The organism is Croceivirga sp. JEA036 (genome assembly GCF_011882165.1).
Classification (GTDB): domain Bacteria; phylum Bacteroidota; class Bacteroidia; order Flavobacteriales; family Flavobacteriaceae; genus Croceivirga.
The window spans coordinates 253,538-266,176 of record NZ_JAATON010000003.1 but is presented as its reverse complement, the minus strand read 5'-3'; the positions used below and the strand labels follow the sequence as shown (position 1 = coordinate 266,176).

Annotated in this window: 12 protein-coding genes; 10 read left to right on the top strand and 2 right to left on the bottom strand. The window is 37.1% G+C overall.

What is annotated here, in order from left to right; genetic code table 11:
- Nucleotides 1-12 precede the first annotated feature (12 nt).
- Together atpD and HCO57_RS09645 are read left to right on the top strand one after the other, a co-directional pair.
- Nucleotides 13-1,521 carry a F0F1 ATP synthase subunit beta gene (gene atpD, locus HCO57_RS09650; RefSeq protein ID WP_136950510.1) on the top strand — a complete coding sequence of 503 codons (1,509 nt, stop codon included), beginning with the start codon at nucleotides 13-15 and terminating at the stop codon, nucleotides 1,519-1,521.
- Between the two features lie 58 nt (nucleotides 1,522-1,579).
- The gene (locus HCO57_RS09645) at nucleotides 1,580-1,858 is read left to right on the top strand and encodes a F0F1 ATP synthase subunit epsilon (RefSeq protein ID WP_136950511.1); all 279 of its coding nucleotides are present in this window, start codon (nucleotides 1,580-1,582) and stop codon (nucleotides 1,856-1,858) included.
- A 52-nt stretch (nucleotides 1,859-1,910) separates the two neighbouring features.
- Here HCO57_RS09645 and HCO57_RS09640 read toward each other — a convergent pair whose 3' ends face one another.
- On the bottom strand, nucleotides 1,911-2,438 hold the full coding sequence (locus tag HCO57_RS09640; RefSeq protein WP_167988859.1) for a GNAT family N-acetyltransferase: 528 nt from the start codon (nucleotides 2,436-2,438) through the stop codon (nucleotides 1,911-1,913).
- 27 nt (nucleotides 2,439-2,465) lie between these two features.
- On the opposite strand from HCO57_RS09640, the gene HCO57_RS09635 reads away from it, so the two are divergent.
- The 8 genes from HCO57_RS09635 (at nucleotide 2,466) to HCO57_RS09600 (ending at nucleotide 10,170) form a co-directional block, all read left to right on the top strand.
- On the top strand, nucleotides 2,466-3,593 hold the full coding sequence (locus tag HCO57_RS09635; protein ID WP_167988858.1) for an aminotransferase class I/II-fold pyridoxal phosphate-dependent enzyme: 1,128 nt from the start codon (nucleotides 2,466-2,468) through the stop codon (nucleotides 3,591-3,593).
- Nucleotides 3,586-3,972 (top strand): DUF2007 domain-containing protein, encoded by a 387-nt coding sequence (locus tag HCO57_RS09630; RefSeq protein WP_136950514.1) that lies wholly within the window; start codon nucleotides 3,586-3,588, stop codon nucleotides 3,970-3,972. Before HCO57_RS09635 ends, HCO57_RS09630 begins: the two co-directional genes overlap by 8 nt.
- On the top strand, nucleotides 3,969-4,583 hold the full coding sequence (gene bioD, locus HCO57_RS09625; RefSeq protein WP_167988857.1) for a dethiobiotin synthase: 615 nt from the start codon (nucleotides 3,969-3,971) through the stop codon (nucleotides 4,581-4,583). The genes HCO57_RS09630 and bioD overlap by 4 nt, the downstream gene beginning before the upstream one ends.
- Nucleotides 4,583-5,563, top strand: coding sequence for a glycosyl transferase family 90 (locus HCO57_RS09620; RefSeq protein WP_167988856.1), 981 nt, complete (start codon nucleotides 4,583-4,585; stop codon nucleotides 5,561-5,563). The genes bioD and HCO57_RS09620 overlap by 1 nt, the downstream gene beginning before the upstream one ends.
- A gap of 74 nt (nucleotides 5,564-5,637) precedes the next feature.
- The gene (gene bioA / locus HCO57_RS09615; protein WP_167988855.1) at nucleotides 5,638-6,903 is read left to right on the top strand and encodes an adenosylmethionine--8-amino-7-oxononanoate transaminase; all 1,266 of its coding nucleotides are present in this window, start codon (nucleotides 5,638-5,640) and stop codon (nucleotides 6,901-6,903) included.
- 3 nt (nucleotides 6,904-6,906) lie between these two features.
- Nucleotides 6,907-8,061, top strand: a complete 1,155-nt coding sequence (locus HCO57_RS09610) for a beta-ketoacyl synthase N-terminal-like domain-containing protein (RefSeq protein WP_167988854.1) — start codon at nucleotides 6,907-6,909, stop codon at nucleotides 8,059-8,061.
- Between the two features lie 94 nt (nucleotides 8,062-8,155).
- Nucleotides 8,156-9,256, top strand: coding sequence for a biotin synthase BioB (gene bioB, locus HCO57_RS09605; RefSeq protein ID WP_167988853.1), 1,101 nt, complete (start codon nucleotides 8,156-8,158; stop codon nucleotides 9,254-9,256).
- 56 nt (nucleotides 9,257-9,312) lie between these two features.
- Complete coding sequence (locus HCO57_RS09600; RefSeq protein WP_167988852.1) at nucleotides 9,313-10,170, top strand: cupin-like domain-containing protein; 858 nt, start codon at nucleotides 9,313-9,315, stop codon at nucleotides 10,168-10,170.
- An 18-nt stretch (nucleotides 10,171-10,188) separates the two neighbouring features.
- On the opposite strand, the gene HCO57_RS09595 is transcribed toward HCO57_RS09600, so the two are convergent.
- Nucleotides 10,189-12,621, bottom strand: coding sequence for an ABC transporter permease (locus HCO57_RS09595; RefSeq protein ID WP_167988851.1), 2,433 nt, complete (start codon nucleotides 12,619-12,621; stop codon nucleotides 10,189-10,191).
- Nucleotides 12,622-12,639: the final 18 nt, after the last annotated feature.

Here is a 12,639-nt window from a genome sequence, read left to right as displayed (position 1 = left end):
AATACTGAAGTAATGTCTAAAGTTACAGGAAAAGTTGCCCAGATTATTGGCCCGGTTATCGATGTAGAGTTTGAGTCCGGAACAGAAATCCCAAAAATCTACGATTCATTAGAGGTAAAGAAGCCAGATGGATCACTTTTGGTGTTGGAAGTACAATCTCATATCGGTGAAAATACTGTTAGAACCATCTCTATGGATTCTACAGATGGTTTAAGCCGTGGTGTAGATGTGGTTGCTACAGGTAGTGCCATTCAAATGCCAATAGGTGAGGATGTATATGGTCGACTATTTAATGTGATTGGAGATCCTATTGATGGTCTTCAAGAGTTGCCAAAAAGTGGTGATAACGGGCTTCCTATTCACCGTGAGGCTCCTAAGTTTGAAGATTTATCAACTTCCACTGAAGTTTTATTTACAGGAATCAAAGTAATCGACTTAATTGAGCCATACGCAAAGGGTGGTAAAATTGGTTTGTTCGGTGGTGCTGGTGTTGGTAAAACAGTATTGATTCAGGAATTAATTAATAACATTGCTAAAGGTCACGGTGGTCTTTCTGTATTTGCTGGTGTAGGCGAGCGTACAAGAGAGGGTAACGACCTTTTAAGAGAGATGTTAGAGTCTGGTATTATTAAATACGGTGATGATTTCTTGCACTCTATGGAAGAAGGCGGATGGGATTTAGCCAAAGTAGATAAGGAAGCAATGAAAGAATCTAAGGCTACCTTCGTATTTGGTCAGATGAACGAACCACCTGGTGCACGTGCACGTGTGGCACTTTCTGGTCTTACTATTGCGGAGTATTTCCGTGATGGAGCTGGTGACGGTCAAGGAAAAGACGTACTATTCTTTGTTGATAATATTTTCCGTTTTACACAAGCGGGTTCAGAGGTATCTGCACTTTTAGGTAGGATGCCTTCTGCAGTAGGTTACCAACCAACTTTGGCTACAGAGATGGGTGCTATGCAAGAGCGTATTACTTCTACCAAAAGAGGTTCTATTACATCTGTACAAGCGGTTTACGTACCTGCGGATGATTTAACGGATCCTGCACCTGCAACAACATTTGCTCACTTAGATGCTACTACAGTACTTTCTAGAAAGATTGCAGAGTTGGGTATTTATCCTGCGGTAGACCCATTAGATTCTACATCTAGAATTCTTACGCCAGAAATTTTAGGTAAAGACCATTACGGTTGTGCACAACGTGTAAAAGAGTTGTTGCAACGTTATAAAGAGTTACAAGACATAATTGCTATTCTTGGTATGGAAGAACTTTCAGAAGAGGATAAACTGGCAGTAGGTAGAGCTAGACGTGTACAACGTTTCTTATCTCAGCCTTTCCACGTAGCAGAGCAGTTTACTGGTATTCCTGGAGTGTTAGTAGATATCAAGGAAACCATAAAAGGATTTAACATGATTATGGACGGTGAACTAGACCATTTGCCAGAATCAGCGTTTAACTTAAAGGGTACCATAGAAGAAGCTATTGAGGCTGGCGAGAAAATGTTAGCAGAGGCTTAATATTTGGTTTAGATTATAGTGCTAACTAAAATAACGCCCAACTTTTAATATAATTAAGATGTATTTAGAAATAGTTTCTCCAGAAGCAACCTTATTTTCAGGTGACGTAACATCCGTTACTGTACCAGGCATAAATGGCGAGTTTCAAATGTTAGCAAACCACGCCCCTATAGTTTCTCTATTGCAAGAAGGCGATGTTAAAATACAAGGGAATGTTGAGATTGTTAATGAGTTTAAGGATAAGTTCTTAAAAGGGAGTAATGGAGACATGGTTTTGCCGATTAAAAGTGGAACTATTGAAATGAAGGATAATAAAGTGATTGTATTAGCAGATTAAGGCTATATAATTCCTTAAAATAAAAAAGCCCAACTTTAATGGTTGGGCTTTTTTATTTAAGCATAATCAAGGACCATTTTTTCCCATCTGCACTGTATCTTAATAGTTCTTTAAACCCAATAGTTTTATGAGCCTGCATAGAGCGCTTATTTGTACAATCTACTTCTGTAATAATGGATTCTATTGTTTCTGGGAGGTAGTGCTTCATTGCTTTATAAAGACCTCTAAACAAACCTTGACCTCTGTGCGATTTAGCAATACAAATCTGCCCCATAGCCATGAAGTTTACAGGAATTTTGAGTTTTTCTATTTCCGCGAACATCGGTTTTAATACAGGTATAGTATCTTTAAATGTGGGATGCATAGACAGTGCATAGCCTACAACCATATTCTTATCTTTTGCAATAGTGTGCGGATGTTTTTTATTTAGCAATCTTAAAATATCAAAATCATGTTCCACAGTTACAAATCCCTGATGAATGACTTCTTCTGGAACCAAATTTTTGGCCAAATTTAATTGTTGCAGGGCTAATATTTGATGAAGTTCTTCATCGCTAGAAACTTGTGTATAGTGCACCATCAAACTAAAGATACTATTTTTACGCAGATGCAAAATGTTCCCAAAAAGTTAAAAAACAGACTAGAAGAAAGAGCTAGAACCAATAGCCTGCGAAAGCTATCTGTACCAAATAGCTTGGTAGATTTCTCATCCAATGATTATTTAGGTTTCGGCAAAACTTCTGGGTTAGAAAGTTTACAACAAAAGAGTAACGGTGCTGGTGGTAGTAGGTTGCTATCAGGAAATCATGAGGGATATATCGCTTTAGAATCGTATTTATCCTTGCTGTATAACCAAGAAGCTGCCCTAGTTTTTAATTCTGGTTATGACGCTAACTTAGGTTTTTTTGCTGCAGTACCACAAAAAGGCGATGTAGTGCTATATGATGCGCTTTCTCACGCTAGTATAAGGGATGGCATTTTGCTTAGTAATGCGCAAGCATTCAAGTTTCGCCATAACGATTTAAATCACCTAAAAGAACGTTTAGAGCATTTTAGGAAAGATAATTTGGCAGATGAAATATATGTGGTAACGGAGTCTGTCTTTTCTATGGACGGAGATAGTCCAGATTTAGTGTCCTTATGTGCTATTTGTAATAAATTTAATGCGCTAGTAATTGTGGATGAAGCACATGCAGTAGGTGTCTTTGGTTTAGGATTACTACAGCAATTAGGCATATCCAAAAAAGTATTTGCGCAAATTATCACTTTTGGTAAAGCTTTGGGGAGTCATGGTGCAGCTATTCTAGGAAGTACGGATCTTAAAAGTTACTTAGTAAATTTTTGTAGAAGTCTTATATACACTACCGCATTATCCGAACATGCTACGAATGTTATTTTACAGAATTTTAAATATTTACGTTCAGCTAAAGGTGAAAATTGTAGAAAAAAATTACTATATAATATTGCATATTTTAAAACTAAGATGGCAGAATTAGAATTGACTAAAAAATTTATTACTAGCGATTCTGCCATACAAGCATTGGTGTTGGGTAACTTGGATAAAGCGAAAACAGCATCAGAAAATCTTAGAGTTGCAGGTTTTGATGTGCGTCCTATTTTAGCGCCTACAGTTCCTAAGGGAGCAGAACGTCTTCGTTTTTGTATCCATAGTTATAATAGTAAGGAGGAAATAAAGGCTATTTTTACAATAATCAAAAAAACAATAGATGACTAAAGAGTTGGTGACTTTAGGGAGTTTTGAGTTTTTGTCCGATGTGCAGGTGATAAAAGGAAAATTGGAATCTGAAGGCATATCGGTTTTCCTTAAAGATGCAAATACCGTAGGTATTGAGCCATTCGCTTCTAATGCTATTGGGGGTATAAAATTACAAGTACATCCTGTAGATGAGGATAGAGCTAGAGCTATCTATGATGAAGTTAGGACCTATGCCCAAGATACCAACGGTGAGTTTGTAAAATGTCCAAACTGTAAGAGGCAAAAATCAGAGGTTTACTATTCTAGAAACACCTTACTTTACAAACTCTTTCCTTTTTTAGAACCTAAAAAGTACCGTTGTTTGCATTGTAAATTTATAAGAAGAGCGGAATCATGAAGTTGTTTATTACTGGAATTTCCACAGAAGTTGGTAAAACTGTTGTAGCTGGTATAGTTACCGAGGCATTGCAAGCAGATTATTGGAAACCAATACAGGCTGGAGATTTAGATAATTCTGATAGTCATAAAATTAAGAATTACATAACCAATACTAAAACCGTAATACATACTAATAGTTATGCCCTGCAAACCCCAATGAGTCCACATGCTGCCGCGGCTATTGATGGGGTAACTATAGATTTAAATAAAATTATAGAGCCAACAACAGATAATAATTTGGTAGTAGAAGGGGCAGGTGGATTGTTAGTGCCTTTGAATGATAAGGACACCATTTTAGATTTAATACAGCCAGAATATAAGGTTATTGTGGTGTCTAGACATTATTTGGGAAGCATAAACCACACCCTATTAACTATAAATGCCTTACAAGAAAAGGGTTGCCAAGTAGGTGTTGTATTTAGTGGCAATGAACACCCTACAACAGAAAACATTATTCTAAAAAAAACAAAGGCAAAGTTTATCGGTAGAGTAAATGAAGAACCTGAATTTAATAAAGATGTGATTCTAAAATACGCAGTATCTTTTCAAAAGCAATTGGTTAACTGGTAATGTACAGAAATAGATATACGCATAAGAATATTAAGCTTCTTTATTATTTAAAAGGAGTATATCTAGAGGTGCTTACCAATACTAACATGCAATTCTCTATAGCTAAAGAATTAGCTGCCTTAACTACAAAGGAGTTAGAAACCGTAAAAACTAGGTTAAAGTATTATTGCAATATAGACCAAGAATTCAGTTTAACAGATTGCACTATACCTATACATCAACTAAAAAGACCTAAAAGAACAACTACCTATTATTTTGATTTAATTGAGTACACTCGCTATTTCAACACCAATTTAAAATTGAAGTATCTTTTTGGAGATATTGTAGAAATACCAGAATTGCCAACTTTGGTAAAGAGCAGGCCCATATTAGGACCCAATGAGAATTCAATCCTATTTAAATTTAATAAAATTAGACACTTTACATTTACGGATGATAGAAAGGGTTGGGCTACAAAAAAGGATGCTCTTATTGGTAGAGCAAATGTTAAACAAGAGCATAGAAGGGCATTTTACAGAAAATATTTTGAACATCCATTGTGCGATCTAGGCCAGATTAATAAAAACACAACGCACGACCAATGGTGTAAACCTAAAATTACGATTAAGGACCATCTTAAATACAAGTTTATTCTGTGTTTAGAAGGTAATGATGTAGCAAGTAATTTAAAGTGGGTAATGTCTTCTAATTCGTTAGCGGTGATGCCAAAACCAAAATTTGAAACCTGGTTTATGGAAGGGCACCTAAAACCCAACGAACATTATGTAGCTATAAAAGATGATTATTCTGATTTGGAGGAACGTTTAGAATACTATTTAAGCAAGCCGCAAGCCGCAATTGAACTTACCCAACATGCCAATGCATATGTAAGGAGTTTTAGAAATGCTAAAATTGAAAATGCGCTGTGCTATTTGGTGCTAGAAAAGTATTTTGTAAAAAGTGGACAAATGAAACCCTTAAGTCAAGAATTCTACAATTAGTCTAGCTTTAAAAGTATCCCTTTAAACGTATATATGAGTATTTTTGCTTTCTGAAAATCTAAAATACGTTAAGATTGAATCTTTCAGAAAGAGATAAAAAATACATTTGGCATCCACTTACCCAGCACAAGTTACATCCTAACACATTGGCGATAACTAGGGCGCAAGGGGTGTATTTGTATGATGAAGCAGGAAAAAGTTATATCGATGGTATTTCTTCATGGTACACTGCCGTTTACGGGCATTGTAACCCAATAATTACGAACCAAGTAGCGGCCCAAATGAAAACCTTAGACCAAATAGTGTTTAGTGGTTTTACCCATGAGCCTGCTGTAAAACTTTCCGAAGCGTTAATTGCCATATTACCAGATAATCAACAAAAATTATTTTTTAATGATAATGGTTCCACAGCAACAGAAGTGGGCATAAAAATGGCATTACAATATCATTTTAACCAAAAAAAACCTAGAAATAAGATTTTAGCTTTTGAAGAAGGGTTTCATGGTGATACTTTTGGAGCCATGTCTGCTTCTGGATTATCCGTTTACAATGGCCCTTTTGAAGAGCATTTTATAGCCGTAGAACGTATTCCCGTGCCTACAAAAGCAAATGTGGAAGAGGTTTTAGAGCACTTACAAAGCCTGTTGCAAACAGGAGATTTTGCAGGCTTTATCTATGAGCCTTTGGTACAAGGTGCTGCAGCAATGAAAATGCACGATGCAGAGGGTTTAGATAGTGTGTTGCGTCTGTGTAAAAAATTTGGAACTCTGACCATTGCAGATGAAGTAATGACCGGCTTTGGTAAAACAGGGACCATTTTTGCCTCGGACCAGCTAGAGACCAAACCAGATATTATTTGTCTATCAAAAGCGTTATCGGCTGGTTTGGTGCCCATGGCAATTACTAGTTGTTCTCAAGAAGTTTTTGATAAGTTTTATTCTGATGATATTGGTAAAGGCTTGTTTCACGGGCATACGTATTCTGGCAACCCTTTAGCGTGCACGGCAGCATTAGCAGCTATTAATCTATTACAGACAAAAGAAATTCAAGACGGAATTTCAAATGTAATTAAATGGCATAGCAACTTTGCACAAGAGATGGCATTGCATCCAAAAGTGGAAAACGTACGCCAGCTTGGTGTTATTTTTGCGCTCGATTTAAAAGTGAAAATGGAGCGTTACGGAAATTTAAGGGATATGCTTTTTAAACACTTTATGGACCAAGGTGTTTTTTTAAGACCCTTGGGGAATACTATTTATATTCTAGCGCCATACATCATAAAAGAAGAGGAAATGCAGCATATTTATGCAGCTATTAGAAAAGCACTAGATTTATTTTAAGTTATGTTTAAAAATCCAGTGTACATTACAGCATTAGGGTCTATTTCGGCCTTAGGACACACGGCAAGTCAGATTAAAGAAGCTTACAAAGAGGAACACCATTACTTGAGCGAGATTCCGTTTAATACTACTAGCGTATGGGGAGCAAAATTAAATAAGACATCAGCCTTAGAAATTCAAAAACTTAAGGAAAGTGATTCTAAGTACAAATCATTAGACAATTCCGTTTTATACGCGCTATTTGCTGCTAGAAACGCGTTTAAAGCCTCGGGATGGGATGCTGCTGCAGATTTTGGCATCAATATAGGCTCTTCGCGTGGCGCTACGGCGCTTTTTGAGGGGTATCATAAAGAATTTTTAAAGGATGGAAAAACGGCAACATTAGCTTCTCCTACAACAACCTTAGGAAATATTTCTAGTTGGATTGCGCATGACTTAGGTACAAAAGGCCCAACAATCTCCCACTCTATTACCTGTAGTACTGCATTGCACGCCATGTTAAATGGCATAGTTTGGTTACAAAGCGGAATGGCAGAAAAATTTATGGTAGGCGGTAGCGAAGCTCCGTTAACCCCATTTACCATTGCACAAATGAAAGCTTTAAAAGTGTATTCTAAAGAAAGTGGAGTCTATCCTTGCAGAGCAATGGATTTAAAGAAAGAAACGAACACTATGGTGCTTGGAGAAGGTGCGGCTGTTGCATGTTTAGAAACGGGTAACCCCAAAAATTACAGGGCTAAGATATTGGGAATAGGCTATGCAACTGAGCGGTTAAAACATAATGTCTCTATTTCTTCTGACGCGCAATGTTTTCAAGATGCTATGCAAATGGCCTTGCAAAATGCGGAGCTTTCCAGTGTAGATGCCATAGTTATGCATGCACCAGGAACTATTAAAGGAGATACTTCAGAATATAACGCTATTCATAAAGTTTTTGGAGAAAACAGGCCCTTTTTAACGACCAATAAGTGGAAAATTGGGCACACCTTTGGAGCTTCAGGAATGTTAAGTTTAGAACTAGGATTGCTACTGTTAGAGCAACAGCAAGGTATTTCTTCGCCTTTTTATCAAAATATAAATAAGGAATCTTTCAAATCTGTGCTCATAAATGCAGTAGGTTTTGGCGGCAATGCAGTATCGGTAATCCTATCAAAATAAATTCTACTTAAAAATGTTGATACTACAACAAAACTAATTTTTATTAGAATATCATTCGTAATACCTATTTTTGACCATCCAAAATAATGGAACTATGACAGAGACGAGACATAATTGGACCAAAGAAGAGATATTGGAAATTTATAACAAGCCAATGATGGATTTGTTGTTTGAAGCTGCTAATATACATAGACAGTATCACGACCCCAATACGGTTCAGGTGTCTACTTTGTTATCTATTAAAACCGGTGGTTGCCCAGAAGATTGTGGTTATTGCCCACAGGCTGCAAGATACCATACAGATATAGAAGGCAACGACCTAATGAGTGTAAACCAAGTTAAAGCGCAAGCACTCAGAGCAAAAGCCTCTGGTAGCTCAAGGGTATGTATGGGAGCTGCCTGGCGTAATGTAAAAGACGGCCCAGAATTTGACCAAGTACTAGAGATGGTGCGTACTATTAATAAGCTAGACATGGAGGTTTGTTGTACCTTGGGTATGCTTACAGAAAACCAAGCCCAACGTTTAGCAGAAGCAGGTTTATATGCCTATAATCATAACTTAGATACATCAGAAGAATATTACAAAGAAGTAATATCTACTCGTGGATTTGAAGACCGTTTAGAAACTATTGACAACGTAAGGAAAACCAATGTTACTGTTTGTTCTGGCGGAATCATTGGTATGGGAGAAAAAGTAGAAGACCGTGCAGGAATGTTAGTCGCACTTTCTACTCTTGACCCACAACCAGAATCTGTGCCAATTAATGCCCTAGTTTCCGTAGATGGAACTCCTATGGAAAATGAGAAGCCTGTAGAAATTTGGGAAATGATACGTATGGTAGCTACTACGCGTATTGTGATGCCAAAAACCCAGGTTCGTTTATCTGCTGGTAGAACAAGTATGAGCAGAGAGGGGCAGGCCATGTGTTTCTTTGCTGGTGCCAATAGCATATTTGCAGGAGATAAACTTTTAACTACACCAAATCCGGATGTTAATGAGGATATGGAAATGTTTAAAACCTTAGGTTTAATTCCGCAGAAACCCTTTGTAAAAGGAGCGCAGCCTAAGACAGTAGCGGCAGAAGATTCACAATTTGAAGCCATGGGCGAAAAACCTAAATGGAGCAGACCAGGGCATAAAATTGACCGTAATGAAGCCGCAAAGGAGAAAGCAAAAGTCCTTACTAAAAGTTAAGAAAAGGTTACCTACCCCATCATTTTACTATTTTTGTAGATTAAATTAGTTCAAGATTGAAATTGAATCTACAGCAAATTCCAAGAGTAAAAACCTTGACAAAGGAGGCTTTTCTACGCGATTATTTTAAACCGCAAAAACCTGTGGTTATAGAAGAAATGATTGCAGATTGGCCAGCCTACAGTAAATGGAATTTGGACTACATGAAAAAAGTAGCAGGGGATATTGAAGTTCCTTTGTATGATGATAGACCCGTAAAGCACGATGAAGGTTTTAATGAACCGCATGCGAAAATGAAAATGGCCGCTTATGTGGATTTACTGAAAAAAGAACCTACCAAATACCGAATTTTTCTGTGGAATATTCTTAAAGAAGTACCGCAACTGCAAAAAGATTTTAGTTTTCCGGACTTTGGAATTAGATTAATGAAAGGCCTGCCCATGCTTTTTTTCGGTGGAAAGGACTCGTATACCTTTATGCATTACGATATTGATTTGGCCAATATTTTTCATTTTCATTTTGAAGGTAAAAAAGAGTGTATACTTTTTTCGCAGTCCGAAACCAAACATTTGTACAAGGTGCCCCACTCTTTAATTACTAGAGAGGATATAGATTTTTCCAATCCAGATGTTAGCCAATGGCCAGCATTAAAAAACGCAAAGGGCTATATTACCCAATTAGAACATGGCAATGTACTGTACATTCCAGAAGGCTACTGGCACTACATGCGGTATATTACGCCAGGTTTTAGCATGAGTTTAAGGGCTATTGCCAGAAAACCTAAAAATTTTGCAAAAGCCCTTTATAATATTTTTCTGATGCGTCATTTTGATAATGCCATGCGTAAATGGAAGGGCCAAGCTTGGATAGACTATAAAAACCAACAGGCAGTGGTAAGAACCAATGCCCGTTAGTTCTGGGTTGGTCTGTGGTTATTCGTATTTTAAATGTGCTACTAAATCTATCTTTAGTGCCTTTAGTGCTTGTATTAAAATTACGGCTAAGGTTAGGGTTAACATAAGTACCATGGTAATTGCAAAAGGTGCTAAGGGCACATTAATTCGGTAGGCAAAATCTTCTAGCCACCTATCTGCCAACAAATAAGAAATAGGTAAGGCAATGCTCAATGCTATTACTGCAATTAATATAAACTCTTTTATCAAGCTTAAAATCAAAGTTTTTTCAGATGCTCCCAATGTTTTACGGATGGCCACTTCTTTGTAGCGTTGTTGCACACTATGAGATGCAATAGCAAACAACCCTAAAAGCGAAATGAATATCATTAAGAATGATAAAATGGTCACCAAGGTTTCTAAGCGTTTTTGTTTTGCGAATGTCTTGGCAAAATTTTGGTCTAAAAACTCGTATTTAAATGGAAATCTAGGTTCAATACTTTGGGTCCAAAAATCCTCAATGCTTGCTACGGTTTCGGTAATGGCAGTGCCATTTAATCTTACCATTAAATGGGTAGGTTTACCCCAATCTCCGGTTTCCCCTTTTAAATAGGGCATATACAAGGCAGGGTATGCTCCTTGGTCAAAACCCTTGGCAATGTAATTGTCTACAACGCCAATGATAGTGCCTTTATACCCCCAATATTCTACTTGTTTTCCTATGGGGTTTTTAAATTGAAAGTTAGAAACTAACTTTTGGTTTACAATTATCTCATTGGCGTAAATGGTATCCCCATCATTATCCAAGAATACTTGAGAGGTGTCAACATCCATCCAATCTTTGGTAAAGTTTTTACCTTTATTCAGTTTTATGCCCATGGTAGGTATAAAGTCAGCATCAATAAAATGCATATCTGCTTGGAAACTCAGTTCTTGATAATCCACGTTAGAATTGGAGCCAAAACTAGCATAGGTGCCAGGAGGTCTGGTGCCAGTAGCCACCGCGGCAACACCGTCTATCTTTTTAAGTTCTTGTTTAAAAGTAGCTAACTTATTATGGGTCTCTCCTGCATTTCTAATGTTTATAATTAACATCTGTTCTTTGGTAAAACCCAAATCCCTGTTATTCATGTAATGCAATTGCGATTTGATTACAAATGCAGAAATAAGAAAGATGCCAGAAATGCAAAACTGAAATACAATCATGCCTCGCTTTAACTTTTGGCCACTTTTAGACCTACTAAAATTGCCTTTCAAAACTTTTACTGGATTAAATTGACTTAGGTAAATGCCTGGAAATAATCCGGAAATTAAAATTAAGATGGTGATTATACCAAAGCCCCACCACCATTTGTTGTATGCACTTAGCAACTCCAAATCAGTGCCCATTAAGGTGTTAAAAGGAGGCAATACAATTTCTATTAAAGCCAAGGATACCAACAAAGCAAGAGCACATTGCAGGGCAACCTCAAAAATAAATTGGGCTATAACTTTTAGTTTAGACGTTCCTAATGTTTTTCTAATGGCAACTTCTTTGGCACGTTTAGTGGCTCCAGAAATGCTTAAATTGATAAAATTGATGGCAGAAATAACCAAAATAAGCAACGCAAAAACAGCTAGAATGTAAAGCGTGTTGGCACCTTTTCCCATTAAAGCCTTACCAAAGAGGTGTCTATCGGCAAGGTTTTCTATATACATGGCTTCTTCTTTTTGCTCCAAATATTGCTCGTAGGTTATACCCCAGGATTCGTAGGTATTTTGGTCGTAGAATTCATCAAATTTTTTATTAAATGCGGACACATCTACTCCCTTATGCAACATAAAATAAGCATCGTAGTTAAAATTGCCCCAGTGGTCATTGTTATCGGCTTTTAAGTCCATTAAACGTAATACGGAATGTTTTTCATCACTCGGAAAACCATCGGTGCTGTATACTGCGGCAATAGTAAAATTGTAGGGTTCGTTGCGGTATAAAGACGCTATGGTTTCTCCAACAGGATTTACATCACCAAATAATTCCTTAGAGAATTCTTCGCTTAATACCAATTGGCTATCGTCCTTAAAAAGATTTGTAGTATCCCCATATTTTATGGGATAGGGAAAAAATTTAAAGAAATTGGCTGTGGTGCGTTTGGCGCTAGAGATAACTTTTTTGCCGTCTTTATTAAACAAGATGCCACTATCATAATTCATCAATAACGCATCTTCTAGTTCTGGGAGTTGTTCAAGAGCAGTTTTAACCATAATGCGTGGTGCACTTTCCCAAACTTCACCATTGTCAAAAAGGCGTATAGGACGGTAAATACGGTCTAGGTTAGGATTCCATTTTTCATAACTCAGCTCTTTACTTACAAAAAGAAGTATAAGAACAAATGTGGTAACCCCAAGAACCAACCCTAAGGTATTGATGATAGGGTATAACGGACTTTTCTTAACATGTCTAGTGAAAATTTTTAACCAGGAATAGATCATGATTGTTCGTTTTTTGAT